We start from the raw sequence: 13,715 nt of genomic DNA, 5'->3' as shown, positions 1-13,715 counted from the left end.
CTGTAGAGGATGGCGATGAATTTAATTGAAGCCATGGAAATGTTTGTGGCGGTGGTTGAGCGTGGGAGCTACACAAAAGCCGCCGAAGCGCTCCATGTCCATCGCCCTGCGCTGTCCAAGGTCATCCAGAATCTGGAACAGGAACTGGGCGTGCAGTTACTGCACCGCACCACGCGCAGAGTGAACACCACGCCGGCCGGCGATGAGTTCTACGAACGCAGCCTGAGGACGCTTGCCGACCTGGCGGAAACGCTGGACTGGTTCTCCCCGACCCGCCCCCCGCGAGGAAAGCTCAATATCGACCTGCAGACCGTACTGGGTCACGCGGTGATCATTCCCCGCCTGCCCGAGTTCCTGGAACGCTACCCTGGCCTGGAGATTTCTTTAGGCACCTCCGACAGCCTCAATGACCTGATTGAGCAAGGGATTGACTGCGCCGTGCGCCTTGGTGATCTGGTTGATTCGAGCCTGATTGCCAAGCGTGTAGGCGAGGTCGCACTGGTTACCTGCGCAGCTCCCGCTTATGTGAAGAAACACGGCTTACCAAACCAGCTGGACGATCTAAAGGAACATAGGGCCGTTAACTTCATGGTTAAACAGCGCCGCCAGATCATGCCCTGGCGGTTCATCGTCGACGGCAAGATTACGGATGTGAAAATGCGCAGCGGCATCGTTGTCGATAATGCCGAAGCCCTGTTGTACTGCGCGCTGGCGGGAATCGGGATTGTTCAGGCGCTACGCCCCGCGTTGCAGCGACACATCGATAGCGGGCGCCTCGTAGAGGTTCTACCGAACGTACCGACGGAGCCAAAAACGGTTTCCGTCCTGTTTCCGGATCGACGAAACCTGTCGCCTAATGTCCGCGTGTTCGTGGACTGGGTGAGCGCCGTGTTTCAGGAACAAAGCGCCAATCCAACTGCGGCGGTGTGAGGGGACGCCATGCGCTGCGTTGAGCGTCGATTTTTGGCAGATAGCTGCGTGCGTGAACTGGGAGCTATCGGCCGGAGGCGGCCTTCTCCAGTTTGCAGAGCCAGACCTGTCCGGTCGAAACACGCGACTACGCCAACAGTCCCCTTTTTCCTTCGACTGAGTGCTGGCGATTATCGCCGCGCACGTACGATCCGGAGTCATCACCGAACAGCTCGATCAAAGTAGTAACGAGCACATCGTTAAGGCCCACCGCGCGTTCCCGCAAACAAGCCGTTTCCGTATGATGACCGAACGGGATATTTGAAAGGCTTCGACGTGAAATCGGCAAAAGGCGCTCCATCCGCAAAGTCTGTAATTAGCAGCTCTAAACTAGACTCGCCTGATGCATTGAGCCAGTTTGCTTGGGACGATCTGCGCATCATCAAAACGCTCAGCGAATGCGGTAGCCGATCCGCAGCTGCAAAGAAGTTGGGCGTCAACGTATCTACAGTTACTCGTCGTGTGGCTCAGGTCGAAAACACACTCGGGATTTCGTTATTTGACCATCGGTGTTCCGGCTACATGCTCACCGCTGAGGGAGCAGAGCTGAAGGCACTCAGTGAGCGTGTGGAGCTCGACATCGTAAGCGTCACCCGACGCATTTCCCGCTCAGGAAAAGGGACCAAAGGCAAAATTCGTATCACCACGAGCGACTCTCTGCTGCTCCATTTTCTCACTCCCATCATTGCTGACTTCAAAGCCGCGAATGAGGGAATAGCAATAGAGGTTCTCGTGGGGAACGAAACACTGAGTCTGGCGCGCGACGAATCTGATATCGCGGTCAGGGCGACGAAGAAACCAGCAGACAGTCTTGTCGGACGTAAGCTCGCAACGATTGCGTGGGCGCCTTACGGCCGGGCTTTGACTCCATTCACATCTTTTCCAGAGCTGTTCGTTGACGGCCAAGCCTGGGTCTCTTACTCCGCAAGCCTCTGCAATTTAAAAGCCGCACGTTATGTCGAATGCAGAGTTAGGGCAGATGATATTTCTTATCGAACCGATTCAGTTGCTGCAGCGTGCGCCGCAATTGAGGCGGGGTTGGGTTTTGGTTTTCTGCCTTGCATGCTAGGCGACATAACGCCTGGATTGGCGCGCGTGGGTGCAGCAGTCGCCGAACTGAACGATGAGCTTTGGTTGCTCACCCACCAAGACATTCGCAAGTCGTGGCGTGTCAAGGCATTCATGGCCTTCTGCTCCGCTGCAGTAGCCGAGCAAAAGGCCTTGATTGAAGGGCAGTTACCTACCCGGGTTGGCGAGTTTGAAGGGGGCGAGTAGCTACTGGGCTTTGACGCCAATTACAGCCCTACAGGCGATCTCAATCAGCTGTGCACGCTGCGCCAATCTCGATACGCCGATAATGTTGCTCGCGCACTGAGGTCGGTCAGTGCCGAAAGCAGTTTTACGAACTCTGCCAACGACGGCGAACGCAGCATCCATATCCAGCACAAAAAGTGTCTCTTCAACGACGTCATGCAGAGTTGCTCCGTATAACGCCAGCAACTTGGAAATATTGTCGTAGGCGGTACGCATTTGCTCTCCCATCGCCGAAAAATCACTAGGTCGACCCTCGCCATTCAGCGGTGCCGGCGCGACCAGATTTCCCTCTTCATCGTGATTGAACTGCCCGGACACGTAGATATCGTTTCCTACCTTTCGGACCTGAGGATACCCATACGCTTCTTCCCATGGGACGCCCCAGTACGCGGTGTCTTTAATGTCCAAGTGCCTTGCTGCCATCGCATTTCTCCATCTGAAAAAGGCCGCCTCGTTCTGCGAAAAGCGGCGTTGTCGGGACGAAAAGGCTAGCACCGCTGACGCAGCAACAATGGCGCAAAAAAGCGCCACGAAGAGTGCAAAAACGCAAACATGTCTGCTGTGATCATCCGCTAACTTAAGCGTTCTCACCGCCAACCATTTCAGGAGACTCTGTTGTGGCGAACTCATCGCGCTCGGACAGTTGTTCCAAATCCAAACCTTTAAGTGAGCCTAAACGGGTGCCAGCGGGCGGAGGGTTGGCTTCCTGGCGGGAGCGCATGGCCAAAAGGATGATTGCGGATAATATCGGCAACAAGCTGACGGTATCGGAGCTTGCGAAGGCATGTCTGATGTCCAGAAGTCATTTCTCCAGAGCATTCAAACGGACCACTGGAATGTCGCCGCAGGAATGGCGACAGCTGCATCGAATCCGTCAGGCGAAGGAAATGATCGTACGAACAGAAAAGACGCTAACGGAGATCGGGGCCGAATGCGGCTTTTGCGATCAGGCGCACTTTTCCCGCTCTTTTCTGAAAGCTGAAGGCACAAATCCGAGCAATTGGCGCGGGGACGCGGTTGGCTGCCAAATAGTACGTCCAGCGTAAGACGGCCGATCTAACTTTCCTCAGTGACTGCTTCTGGCCGATTGCTGCCTGTCGTCAACGTCAGTAAACAGTACATTGAGCAGAGAACACATCTGCCATTATCCACCTGTCCAATTCGCAGGGGGTTTCGCCTTTACTCGCACGCCAGATCAAGCCGGTCGAATGAGGCTCATGTGGTTATAAAGGTGCATCACATGCGCCTCAACGTAATCAGCATGACTCAACGCGCCATAGGCGAAGTGCGGCTGCAATTCGCCCTGATACTCGCTGAAATCGCTAAAGGCCTGCTGCAAACGACTGAGGGCCAAGGCTTGGCTAGTCGGTTCACTGAGCGGCGCTGCACCTGGAATGGCCTCGTGCAACGGATGCCGCATGGCCCCACGCGCGGCAAATACGCTGAACGCCAGCGGGCCCACGCTGCTGCGGAACCAACTTGGTTTGAGCTCGGGATAGCCACTGATGGAGTACTCGATGCTCTGCGCGCAGTGGTTAAACACTTCAGCCGGGGTCCAGCCCTGAACGCTGACCAGCGCCTTGCCCTCCAGCGTACGCAATAGGTCTTGCGCGCCCTCAATGTTCAGCGCCCCCGCGCGGTCGCCGGTCGGCAACGCCCAGAAACCTGCGCCGAGCGCCGCCGCACCGCCGATGGCGCCCAACGTCAAAACTTGTCGTCTGTTCATTCCAGCTCCATAAACTGCGATCAGTGTCAGCCCCAAGGGCGCAGGGCAAACCATGCGCTCGCAGTAGCCCCCCTCCAATTGGCGCGCCATGATATAGGACGGTGCGGCGGTAGACAGTGCCTGGATACAAATGTGTTTTTTACCCACACGGTGCACCTAGCGAGGGCTGGGCGCACGCCCTGTACTCGCTGAGTAGCAGGACAAAGGGGACGGATTTATTCCCGTCACAGCGCGGCTAATCCTTAACGCTGCGGCTGCTTCATCAACCGCTCCACCAAGCGCCAATAGCTCACCGGCATCAGGCGTTCGAATATCGACAGCAGCAACGCGTCCGCTCCCACGATTACCCGGCCCTTATCGCTTTCAATGGCCCGCACGATGATGCGGGCGGCCTTTCCTGCAGGCATTTTCAGCACTTTGTTCATTTCTTTTTTATGCCGTTCGATTTCCAGGGCATCAATGCCTTGCGGCGCTTTCGCGTTGTTGGCGATAGAGGTGGCGATGCCGCCGGGGTGCACCACGGTGACGCCGATCGGGGTGCGTGCTAGCTCGTGGCGCAGGCTGTTTGAAAAGCCCCGCACGGCAAATTTGCTGGCGCTGTAGGCGGCCTGGCCCGGTGGCGAGACCAGCCCGAACAGGCTCGACAGGTTGACGATACGGCCCGGTGCGCCGTTGCCGCGCAGAATGGGCAGGAAGGCGCGCGTGCTGTCGACAACTGCGCGGAAGTTGATGTCCATGACCCAGTCGAAGTCTTCTTCGCTCACCTGCTCGAACGTGCCGCCAAGCGCCACGCCGGCGTTGTTGATGACCAGGTGCACGGTCGGGTGGATGTTGAGTACTTCGCCTGGCAAGTTGCGGATGGCCTGACGATCAACCAGGTCGACCACGTGCGTGCTGTACGTTTTGCCGCGCCGTGGAAGTAAGGCCAGGGTTGCACGCAAGCCGGCTTCATCACGGTCAACCAGCGCCAGGTGACATCCACGCTCAGCCAACACGGTCGCCAATGCGCGACCAATCCCACTGGCTGCACCGGTCAGCACTGCCACCTGATTGTCGAGTTTCATTGTTGTTGTCCTGCATGGCTGTGAATGTGGTTGAGGATCAGCGCTGCAAGGCGTTCACCTTGAGGGGCATCGATTTGATGACGCATGTCTGCGATGACTTCATGGTTTGCGCCGGGTATCGCCCGTGCACTGGCGAGGCCACCGGTGGGGTTCACCATGCGGTCCTGGCCGCCGTGCACGATCAGGGTCGGCGCCTGAATGGTTGTGAGATGCGGGGTGCGGTCGCCGGACTTCAAAATAGCGCCGATCTGGCGGAACAACGCACGGGCATCGGCCCGCTCGCCGTTACGCGTCCAGGCAAGCCGTGCGTAGCTGTCCCACAACGCGTGAGCGCCGGTGGCCGTGGCATCGCCGATGTGCATCATCGTTTGACGAAAGCTTGTTATCGCGTCGGCTTCTGTACGCGGCCCCTTGGCCCGCGCCATACGCCACAAGGTCGACGCTGCGGGCTGGCCCACCTTGCGATTGCCCGTCGTGGAGAAAATGGAAACCAGCGATCTGGCCCTGCGCGGATGGCGATACGACAAGGCCTGGGCAATCATCCCGCCCATCGACATGCCCACCAGGTGCGCGCTCTCGATACCCAGATGTTCGAGCAGAAGCGCGCTGTCGTCAGCCATGTCCTCCAGGCCATAGGCGCCCGCCGGCGCTTTGCCGGTGAGCTGCTGCCATTTGCTTGGGTGAGGCGTCGCCATGCGGGATGACCGGCCGGCATCGCGGTTATCGAAGCAGATGACACGAAAGCCCCCGGCGACGAGTTGGTCGATCAATGTTGCCGGCCAGTAGACCAGCTGCAGCCCCAGCCCGACGATAAGCAAAATGGTGGGAGCCGCTTCATCGCCATGGCTGGCGTAGCAGAGCTTCAGCCCGTTGGGCAGCGTGGCGAACTGTTCGTTATGGGCGGCCAGGCTCATGGCGTCACCGCCTTGGGCAGAAATTGCAACGCCGGGTGATCGACCTCACCGTTGCGCAGAATTTTTACGTCCGCCGCGTAGTTCCACGACATGGTCCAGGGGTACGCCTTGCCCTGCCGCGGCAGTTGCGCCAACGAACGCTGCACGTAACCGGCACCAAAATTCAGCAGCGGCTCGGTTTCCATAGTCGGGTCAGCCTTGGGCGTACATACGGCGTAACCGCGCTCCTCCATATACCCGAGCAGGCGGGTGAAGTGCTCGCAGAGCAGGCCAATCTTCAGGGTCCACGAGGACGCGGTGTAACCCACCGCAATGGCGAAATTCGGAATGCCGCTGAGCAGCATGCCTTTGTAGGCGACATGCTCGGCCAAGCGCAGCTGAACCCCGTCAATCTTCGGCACAATGCCGCCCAACGGCTGCAGGTTCAGCCCGGTCGCGGTGACAATCACATCAGCCTCGATATGCTCGCCCGAGCGCAGTTGGATACCGGCGGGCGTGAAGCGCTCGATCTGGTCGGTGACGATAGACGCCTCGCCGCTGGAGATCACCTTGAACAGATCACCACCGGGCACCGCGCACATGCGCTGCTCCCAAGGGTTGTAGGGCGGATTGAAGTGCACGTCCACGGGGTAGCCGGCCGGCAGCATCTTGGTGTTCATGCTGCGGATCAGCTTGCGGGCGGCCACCGGGTAGCGCTGGCAGAACGCGTACACCCAACGCTGCTTGGCAATATTGAAACGACGCGCCAGCGAGTGAGCGATGGTGGTCCCCAACAGTGGGCGGATGCGCCGCGCAATCGGGTCTCGGGACGGTACGGGCAGCACATAGGTCGGCGTGCGCTGCAGCATGGTCACGTGCGCCGCCTGCTCCGCCAGCGCAGGCACCAGGGTCACGGCGGTCGCGCCGCTGCCGATGACCACAACACGTTTGCCGGCATAGTCCAGGTTTTCGGGCCAGTGCTGCGGGTGCACGATCTGACCTTGGAACAGCGCCTGATCAGCAAAGGCCGGGGTAAACCCCTCCTCATAGCGGTAATAGCCGGCAGCGTTGAAAATCCAGCGCGCTTCGAGAGTTGCCTCCTCGCCCGTGTCTTCCTCGCGCAAGGTGACCTCCCAGCAGCGTTTGGCGCTGTGCCAATTGAGATCGACAACCCGCTGACGGAAGCGAATGTGCTGCGCGATTCCGTTCTCGCGCGCGGTTTCAGCGATGTAGGCCTTGATCGACGGGCCGTCGGCGATGGCTTTTTCGCCTACCCAGGGCTTGAAGTCGTACCCGAACGTGAACAGATCGGAGTCGGAGCGAATGCCGGGATACTTGAACAGATCCCAGGTGCCGCCCAAATCAGCGCGAGCCTCGATGATTGTGTAAGACAGCGTCGGGCACTGCTTGCCCAGGTGATACGCCGCGCCGATGCCAGATAGTCCGGCACCAATAATTAATACGTCGACAGGCGCAAGGCCACGGTGTGCTTCGGTCATGGGGCTCACTCTTATTGTGACAACGTTCGTTCTCACTACTCTGATTGTGGCAACGAGCGTTGTCAACGCTGTACGATTCGCGAATGACAGACACCGCCAATTTCCCAATCGAAAGTTCGACCGAGCGCACCTACTCCGGCATCGCCGTGACCGAGCGCGCAGCCGCCAGGCGCCAACGCTTTATCGAAGTGGGCATCGAACTGTTTGGCACCGTGGGTTTCCACGGCACCACCATGCGCACCCTGACGGCCACGACGGGCCTGACCAATCGCTACTTTTATGAGTCTTTCGAGACCATGGAAGACTTGCTGGTGGCCTGCTACGAGCACCTGATTGGCGACTATCGAGCGCATTTGAGCGAAGTGTTGAGCGACGCCGACGCCGACGTGGAAGCGCGCACGCGGGCCGGCCTGACCTGTTTCTTCGAAGCCATGGCCAACCCACGCTTCGCGCGAATCACCCATAGCGAGGTGCTGGGCGTGAGCCCGCGGGTGGATGCCTTGTACATGCAGTCTGTCGCTGATTTTGCGGCGCTGATGATGGATTTTCTGGGCCGCGCCGGCGTGCCGGTGACGACCCATGACCCACGGGAGATGCAGCTGGTTGGCACCGCACTGGCCGGCGCAGTCATACAGACCGGCATGCTCTGGGTACACAGCCGCTACGAATTGCCCATCGAGCTGGTGGTGGAATCCAACGTAAAGGTGATCCTGGGAACCGTCAGCCAGCTGCACACAGCGCCCGGCAAATAGCGCCGGTTTCTTTTGACGGCTGCTGGGCGATGCACACTCAAGATGGGTAGCCGTATGTCTGTCTGCTTTGCAGTGTGCTAATCAGGGCCGCCAACAAGGTCAACGTAGCGCCCGCGCCGAGGGCAAGCTGAGGCGCAGAATCGACAGGGAACCGATCGAATATCAGCGCCATGATGACTGCGCCAGCAGTTTGCCCGAGCAAGCGAGCGGTGCCCTGCACTCCCCCAGCCGCCCCACTTCGGCTTATCGGAGCCGAGAGGAACATGTTGCGGTTATTGGCCACGTTAAATAGCCCGAAGCCAAGACCGCAAAGCATGGTCAATGGCACAAGCGCCATGAGGCTTTCCTGCAGAGGCCAAAGCGCAGCTCCAGCGAGCCCTGTCGAAAGACACATGCCGCCTATTAAACAAGACCAGGCGGGCGACCATCGGTTTGAAAAGCGACCAGCCAATGGCGCTATCAGCGCGACGGTTAACGGCCAGGGGATCATGTAAAAGCCTGCTGTCATCACCTCTTGGCCAAGGCAGTGCTGAAGGTAGAAAGGCAGCGCCACCAACCCTGCAGTCTGCCCGGCAAAGCAGAGCACAGAGGCAATAACTGAAATGCGGAACGCGCCGGATCTAAGCAAATCAAGCGGAACCAGTGGCGCCGCCTTGTGCGCTTCCCGCCTAACCAAAAGCCTCATCTGGATAACTGAGATGGCCAGCAATGCTGCAGCCGATAGAGGGTGGCTAGAGATGACGCTTGCGCCTATGACCAGCGAAGCAAAGGCGCCGACATTCAGTGCAATGTTCAACAGATCGGGTACGCGCGCGGTGCCGTCCACCGCGGGTAAAGCCCGACTCGCCAGCATCACCCAGAGCCCTAAGGGAAGCAGCGCAACAAACAGCCAAGGCCAGGCTGCCACGCTGAGAATTGCTGCGCCCATTGCGGGGCCTGCTGCTGATGACAGGGCGACCGCAAGCGCATTCCATCCAATGGCGGCGCCCAGTTGCTGGCTCGGTATCACGTGGCGAAGCAGTGCCACTGCGAGCGCCATGATCGCAGCGCCGCCAAGTCCCTGAAGCAATCGCGCTGCGATAAGCCAATACAGCGTAGGGGCCAGTGCACACATCAGCGTGGCGCCCAGAAAAAGCACCAACCCCCACCTGAACACTTTGCGGTAACCAAGGCCTTCACCTAGCGCTGCACAGGGCAGTAAAGCCACCAACAGCGCCGCCTGGTTGGCCGTGATGATCCACATGGACAGCGCAGGTGTCACTTCCAGCGATTGGGCGATGGCCGGCAACGCCATGTTGACTATCGCCGCGTTGAGCACCACTAGCACCATGGCGGCCAGCACTGAGCTAACGGCAGCCAGCTGCCTCGGTTTTGCGCCGACTGATATCGCCTCGACGGCATGCTCCAATGAGGCGGTGCGTTCAATCTGCGTGCCGAGGCGACCGGCTCTTGAGGCTGGGCGGCGCGGCACGATGTCAACCATTGCGCAGTGCGCCGGTTTGCGGAACCCAATCACCACCCTGCTCGATGTACCGTGTCAGCTTGCGGGCCTGTTTATCCTCAATCCTCAAATCCCGCTCGGTGAAGCGAAAGAGCAAAGCCGGTCCGCAGATGCACTGCGTATCGTGAATATCGCCCGGCAGATAGACCTGCGTTTGGCCGGCGCTCACACGGGTGGAACCGCGCTTTACCAGTTTCACCCGGCCATCCGGGGCCTGCACGCTGGCATAGCTACCCATCTCGATTTCACCGCGCTGCACCGCGTAAATAACCCAGCCACGACCGTGATCATGTGGCGGCCGGTAGAGCCCTTCAGGTTCGGTGTGCGCCAACAGCAAAAAACCGTTTACCGGATCTCGATACAGCTCTTGCTGAGCCAATGCCTGCTGGTGGAGGTCGCTCAACCACGGTTCGGTGACAGGCGTTTCTACGAGCTCACCTAATTGCTGCTGGCAGCCTGCGACCACTTCAGAGCTGAGCGGGCCCCAGACTGACTGGACACGCTCAACAAACCTGCTTAACGAATTCATACACCACCTCTTCATCCGCATCGGTACACATTTGCCGATGCAGCGAACTGTATGAAGCTTCCAGGCATGGCGGAAGGCGCACGGCTTGCACTTTATTGTTGCGCCTGACGCCATACATCGAACGAGCTGGGCTACCATACAACCATGTCAAATCCGGACCTCAATCTACTCATTACCCTCGATGCGGTGCTCGCTGAAGGTAGCGTCACGCGCGCAGCCAAACGCCTACGGCTCAGCCCGTCGGCGATGAGCCGGGCACTTGCGCGACTTAGAGAAACCACAGGTGATCCACTATTGGTAAGGGCCGGACGTGGGCTCGTTCCTACTCCCAGGGCGATCGAACTGCGTGAACGTGTTGCTCAGCTTGTTCGCGATGCGCAAGAAGTTTTGCGCCCAACCGAGCTTCTCGATCTGAAAAAACTCGACCGGACATTCGCAATCAGAACCAGTGAAGGTTTTGCTGAAAACTTTGGCCCCGCGCTTATCGCGCGTATTGGAGAAATGGCTCCGGGAGTGCGGCTGTTCTTTATGCACAAGCCAGACAAAGACAGTAAGCCATTACGGGACGGAGTCGTTGATCTCGAAACCGGCGTTATAAATCTGGCCTCTGCTCCCGAACTGAGGGGCCAGTCTTTGTTCAGGGATAAATACGTGGGTGTTGTACGAGCCGGGCATCCGCTAAGTCGCGGCAAAATTACGCCGGAAAAGTACGCAGGAGGTATGCACATCTCCGTGTCGCGGGAAGGGATAGATAAAGGCCCCATAGATGACGAGCTGCGGCCCCTCGGACTGGAGCGAAAGATCGTTACGATCGTCGGTGGCTTTTCGATCGCGCTGGGGCTGGCCCGCGGGTCAGATCTGATCGCCAGTGTTCCCGAACGCCATACCGCGAGCTTGCGCGAGGGCATGCATAGTTTTCCGCTGCCTTTGCCTGTTGCGCAGTTCAGCGTTTCATTGCTTTGGCATCCGAGATTCAGCGCTGATCCCGCTCATCAATGGCTCCGAAACTTGATCCTGGAGGTTTGCGGACGGCGTGAATAGGCGCGCTTACAGTGTGCCCACAGTGAATTTATCGGGCAGTACGATGAAGTGTGCTTCTAGCCGTTTGCAGCCCATCGCGGCAGGCTGCTAACGGCCAAAAGCGGTCGTTTAAGAACGCTCTGCATCACGCTAACATTGAGTACGTCTAGGCAGGATAAATACTCGGGGCGCCAGAAGGCCGAACCCGAAATCACACGTTCAAGCAAACCTCACACTTCAAGGAAGACCCCGTGAAAGCTCTGGATTTTTTACGCTGTGCCATCGTCAGCTTGCTGTTCTCCTTCGTCGCCCCGGCGCTAACCATGGAAATGTCAGGGCCTAAGGAAACAGAGCGATTTGGCGAACGGATTGTCGATGTCTCCGCGCTTTCGGATGAGCAGTTTGATATTTTGAGCGAAGAGGAATTTCAGCAGACTTTGGCCGACGCTCCGCGCAAGGAACCTGAAAGCGAAGTAGCAGAGCTTTTTTCCTTCATTTCCAGTCCATGGTTCCTGCATTTCTATATTCAAGCCGTCCTCTCTTTTCTGCCGTTTATATTCCTTGCAGCGGTCTGCGCTTCTTTTTGGAACAGGCTGTCCGCTAAGCCCTTGAGTAATGTGGGGTAAGGAAAGCTTTTGTGCAGACGTCTAAGCCCTGCCTCTTACCGATGATAGCTACCTGTCGCGGCAGGCTTCTTTCGGCCAGAAGCGGACATTTAGAGCAGAGAAACAAATCTCTCGCTTTTTTCGCACGTGGTTGTTGTGCGCCCCGATGACGAAAACTGGGCGCAGCGCGTGATCGACTCCGTGGCCAAATACCGTACGGCTTGCCTCCTGGGGTAAAAAACCCGCATCGTTAGCCGCAAGGATGCATAAGCGCTTCATATAGAGTATGCCGCGCGCACCAGGGACGTTCGGCGTCCCACTTAAAGCACCGCCTTTTCAGCCTCGATAAGACAGGGACGTCATGATAACCATCGCTCGTTATTCATTAGCCATCGAAGCGCACGTCGCCCGCGCCAAACTGGAATCCGAAGGCATTCCAGCGTTCGTCGCCGATGAACACACCATCACCGCCGACTGGCTCTACTCCAACGCCATGGGCGGCGTCCGACTGCAGGTGCCAAACACCTACGTCGAGCAAGCCCGCGTCATTCTGGCGACCGACTTCAGCGAAGACCTGATCGCCGAGCAAGCGCACGAAACCCCCAACGTGAGTACAAAAAAAACTTTCAAATGGCGGTACGTCATCTTGTTAGCCATCGCGGTTGGCGCAACAGGAAAGTGGATTGTCGGTATCGGGCCGGCATCGTTTCACGCGGCGTCGCTAGCCGAGCAGGCGAGCGCAGAGGTCGAAAAAATCAACGCGAAGACGCCAATACAGGTCGATGAAATCACTGTGCTGACCAAGGCTACATTCACTGACGACTACGTTATTGCCCTAAATATGACACTCATTGATTTCGAGACGTACGAGAAGGAGTTTGATCTCAGCGCACAGCGTGCTTCCGTGGTGGAACAACTATGCGCTGCCCAGAATGGTAGAAACTCACCGTTGAGCATGGGGTTAACGCTTAGGTATGTTTATTCGACAGAAAACGGTCGGCAGCTTAATAGATTTGATATTGATAGGCAGGACTGCCGCTAGAGATTGGCAAGGAGCGGGGCATTTATCTGAATGCTTTAATCTAGAGTCGATTAATAAATCTGTCCCTTTTTCCCCAAACTCGCGTCCGGGACTGGGTGCTATCGGCCAACAGCTGCCATTCGCTGACGGCTGCAATCGGCCAGAAGCGGACGACTAGAGCAAAGAAATATGTCCCCTTTTTCGCTCCAATTCGCTTAGCTGCAATGCAGATAGCCGGTTAACGAATCCTTCCAGCCTTTATCTGAGTCGAATCCGTACTTTAGCCCGTTGGATGTCTGCGCGGAGAAAGCGCCAATTCCGTGTTGGATCATGTAAGCCGGAAGATAGTCCGGTGGGCCTTTGCGCTCTACGGCCGAGCACAACGTGGCCAGTTGGCTGGAGCCTGGGCTTAACATCAATTGCACCGTGCGGACGAAGGTGTCGCGTTGTTCCTTCGTCAAGTCATCCGCATATTTGAGCTGTAAAACGGTTATGGCCTGCCGAGCCGTGCTGTCGGATACGCGCAATTGGTCAAAGCGGCCAAAGGCTCCCGCGACTGCATACAGTTGTGCCGCTTTCTCGTAATCCGCTGCCTTGATGCACGCAGCCATGCCTGGATAGATGTCGGCAGGCGTGTGCTCGTTGGTCACCTCAGAAATAGGCACACAACCTATCGGTGCGTTAGCCTGCAAGTTGCCGGGAGTCTCGAAATTGGTAACTTGTGACGTGGTCGAGATGGCAGGCGTGTGTGGCGAAGAGGTAGTGCATCCAACAAGAGCAGCTGCGGCGAGCGCGATAGCTAAGACACGTTCCATCATCATC

General features: G+C 57.9%; 15 protein-coding genes. 7 read left to right on the top strand and 8 right to left on the bottom strand.

Going from position 1 to position 13,715, the window contains the following annotated elements; all coding sequences use genetic code 11:
- The first annotated feature begins 15 nt into the window (after positions 1 to 15).
- On the top strand, positions 16 to 930 hold the full coding sequence (locus ACZZZU_RS22945) for a LysR family transcriptional regulator (protein ID WP_463551904.1): 915 nt from the start codon (positions 16 to 18) through the stop codon (positions 928 to 930).
- A 354-nt stretch (positions 931 to 1,284) separates the two neighbouring features.
- Positions 1,285 to 2,244 carry a LysR family transcriptional regulator gene (locus ACZZZU_RS22940; RefSeq protein WP_463552179.1) on the top strand — a complete coding sequence of 320 codons (960 nt, stop codon included), beginning with the start codon at positions 1,285 to 1,287 and terminating at the stop codon, positions 2,242 to 2,244.
- Here ACZZZU_RS22940 and ACZZZU_RS22935 read toward each other — a convergent pair whose 3' ends face one another.
- Entirely contained in the window at positions 2,245 to 2,706 is a 462-nt protein-coding gene (locus ACZZZU_RS22935) for a RidA family protein (protein ID WP_463552178.1), read from the bottom strand.
- Between the two features lie 194 nt (positions 2,707 to 2,900).
- Here ACZZZU_RS22935 and ACZZZU_RS22930 point away from each other — a divergent pair, with 194 nt between their 5' ends.
- Complete coding sequence (locus ACZZZU_RS22930; protein WP_463551903.1) at positions 2,901 to 3,329, top strand: helix-turn-helix domain-containing protein; 429 nt, start codon at positions 2,901 to 2,903, stop codon at positions 3,327 to 3,329.
- Positions 3,330 to 3,478: 149 nt separating this feature from the next.
- Here the strand turns inward: ACZZZU_RS22930 and ACZZZU_RS22925 are convergent, their stop codons facing one another.
- The 4 genes from ACZZZU_RS22925 to ACZZZU_RS22910 all read right to left on the bottom strand — a co-directional run bounded on the left by ACZZZU_RS22925 (position 3,479) and on the right by ACZZZU_RS22910 (position 7,465).
- Positions 3,479 to 4,009, bottom strand: coding sequence for a DUF1569 domain-containing protein (locus ACZZZU_RS22925; RefSeq protein ID WP_463551902.1), 531 nt, complete (start codon positions 4,007 to 4,009; stop codon positions 3,479 to 3,481).
- Between the two features lie 242 nt (positions 4,010 to 4,251).
- Positions 4,252 to 5,073: an SDR family NAD(P)-dependent oxidoreductase gene (locus ACZZZU_RS22920; RefSeq protein WP_463551901.1), complete on the bottom strand. Its 822-nt coding sequence runs from the start codon at positions 5,071 to 5,073 to the stop codon at positions 4,252 to 4,254.
- Positions 5,070 to 5,987 carry an alpha/beta fold hydrolase gene (locus ACZZZU_RS22915; RefSeq protein WP_463551900.1) on the bottom strand — a complete coding sequence of 306 codons (918 nt, stop codon included), beginning with the start codon at positions 5,985 to 5,987 and terminating at the stop codon, positions 5,070 to 5,072. Before ACZZZU_RS22915 ends, ACZZZU_RS22920 begins: the two co-directional genes overlap by 4 nt.
- Positions 5,984 to 7,465: a flavin-containing monooxygenase gene (locus ACZZZU_RS22910; protein ID WP_463551899.1), complete on the bottom strand. Its 1,482-nt coding sequence runs from the start codon at positions 7,463 to 7,465 to the stop codon at positions 5,984 to 5,986. Before ACZZZU_RS22910 ends, ACZZZU_RS22915 begins: the two co-directional genes overlap by 4 nt.
- 83 nt (positions 7,466 to 7,548) lie before the next feature.
- On the opposite strand from ACZZZU_RS22910, the gene ACZZZU_RS22905 reads away from it, so the two are divergent.
- On the top strand, positions 7,549 to 8,217 hold the full coding sequence (locus tag ACZZZU_RS22905; RefSeq protein ID WP_463551898.1) for a TetR/AcrR family transcriptional regulator: 669 nt from the start codon (positions 7,549 to 7,551) through the stop codon (positions 8,215 to 8,217).
- Positions 8,218 to 8,254: 37 nt separating this feature from the next.
- Here ACZZZU_RS22905 and ACZZZU_RS22900 read toward each other — a convergent pair whose 3' ends face one another.
- Together ACZZZU_RS22900 and ACZZZU_RS22895 are read right to left on the bottom strand one after the other, a co-directional pair.
- Positions 8,255 to 9,700 (bottom strand): MFS transporter, encoded by a 1,446-nt coding sequence (locus ACZZZU_RS22900; protein ID WP_463551897.1) that lies wholly within the window; start codon positions 9,698 to 9,700, stop codon positions 8,255 to 8,257.
- The gene (locus ACZZZU_RS22895) at positions 9,693 to 10,247 is read right to left on the bottom strand and encodes a hypothetical protein (RefSeq protein WP_463551896.1); all 555 of its coding nucleotides are present in this window, start codon (positions 10,245 to 10,247) and stop codon (positions 9,693 to 9,695) included. The genes ACZZZU_RS22900 and ACZZZU_RS22895 overlap by 8 nt, the downstream gene beginning before the upstream one ends.
- Positions 10,248 to 10,391: 144 nt before the next feature.
- Here ACZZZU_RS22895 and ACZZZU_RS22890 point away from each other — a divergent pair, with 144 nt between their 5' ends.
- The 3 genes from ACZZZU_RS22890 (at position 10,392) to ACZZZU_RS22880 (ending at position 12,914) form a co-directional block, all read left to right on the top strand.
- Positions 10,392 to 11,288, top strand: a complete 897-nt coding sequence (locus ACZZZU_RS22890; protein WP_463551895.1) for a LysR family transcriptional regulator — start codon at positions 10,392 to 10,394, stop codon at positions 11,286 to 11,288.
- Positions 11,289 to 11,518: 230 nt separating this feature from the next.
- Positions 11,519 to 11,893, top strand: a complete 375-nt coding sequence (locus ACZZZU_RS22885) for a hypothetical protein (protein WP_463551894.1) — start codon at positions 11,519 to 11,521, stop codon at positions 11,891 to 11,893.
- A 340-nt stretch (positions 11,894 to 12,233) separates the two neighbouring features.
- The gene (locus tag ACZZZU_RS22880) at positions 12,234 to 12,914 is read left to right on the top strand and encodes a putative signal transducing protein (RefSeq protein WP_463551893.1); all 681 of its coding nucleotides are present in this window, start codon (positions 12,234 to 12,236) and stop codon (positions 12,912 to 12,914) included.
- A gap of 194 nt (positions 12,915 to 13,108) precedes the next feature.
- Here the strand turns inward: ACZZZU_RS22880 and ACZZZU_RS22875 are convergent, their stop codons facing one another.
- A complete protein-coding gene (locus ACZZZU_RS22875; protein WP_463551892.1) occupies positions 13,109 to 13,708 on the bottom strand; it encodes a hypothetical protein in 600 nt (199 codons plus the stop codon).
- Positions 13,709 to 13,715 lie beyond the last annotated feature (7 nt).

Source organism: Pseudomonas sp. AC136, from assembly GCF_979258585.1.
Note: the sequence above shows the minus strand (reverse complement) of the source record. Positions and strands in the feature narration are given on the sequence as shown.

Excerpts from the sequence above, each read along its gene's own strand:
- ACZZZU_RS22945 (WP_463551904.1), top strand. The coding sequence starts at position 16 with ATGAATTTAATTGAAGCCATGGAAATGTTTGTGGCGGTGGTTGAGCGT.
- ACZZZU_RS22935 (WP_463552178.1), bottom strand. The coding sequence starts at position 2,706 with ATGGCAGCAAGGCACTTGGACATTAAAGACACCGCGTACTGGGGCGTC.
- ACZZZU_RS22925 (WP_463551902.1), bottom strand. The coding sequence starts at position 4,009 with ATGAACAGACGACAAGTTTTGACGTTGGGCGCCATCGGCGGTGCGGCG.
- ACZZZU_RS22920 (WP_463551901.1), bottom strand. The coding sequence starts at position 5,073 with ATGAAACTCGACAATCAGGTGGCAGTGCTGACCGGTGCAGCCAGTGGG.
- ACZZZU_RS22915 (WP_463551900.1), bottom strand. The coding sequence starts at position 5,987 with ATGAGCCTGGCCGCCCATAACGAACAGTTCGCCACGCTGCCCAACGGG.
- ACZZZU_RS22910 (WP_463551899.1), bottom strand. The coding sequence starts at position 7,465 with ATGACCGAAGCACACCGTGGCCTTGCGCCTGTCGACGTATTAATTATT.
- ACZZZU_RS22905 (WP_463551898.1), top strand. The coding sequence starts at position 7,549 with ATGACAGACACCGCCAATTTCCCAATCGAAAGTTCGACCGAGCGCACC.
- ACZZZU_RS22900 (WP_463551897.1), bottom strand. The coding sequence starts at position 9,700 with ATGGTTGACATCGTGCCGCGCCGCCCAGCCTCAAGAGCCGGTCGCCTC.
- ACZZZU_RS22895 (WP_463551896.1), bottom strand. The coding sequence starts at position 10,247 with ATGAATTCGTTAAGCAGGTTTGTTGAGCGTGTCCAGTCAGTCTGGGGC.
- ACZZZU_RS22890 (WP_463551895.1), top strand. The coding sequence starts at position 10,392 with ATGTCAAATCCGGACCTCAATCTACTCATTACCCTCGATGCGGTGCTC.
- ACZZZU_RS22880 (WP_463551893.1), top strand. The coding sequence starts at position 12,234 with ATGATAACCATCGCTCGTTATTCATTAGCCATCGAAGCGCACGTCGCC.
- ACZZZU_RS22875 (WP_463551892.1), bottom strand. The coding sequence starts at position 13,708 with ATGGAACGTGTCTTAGCTATCGCGCTCGCCGCAGCTGCTCTTGTTGGA.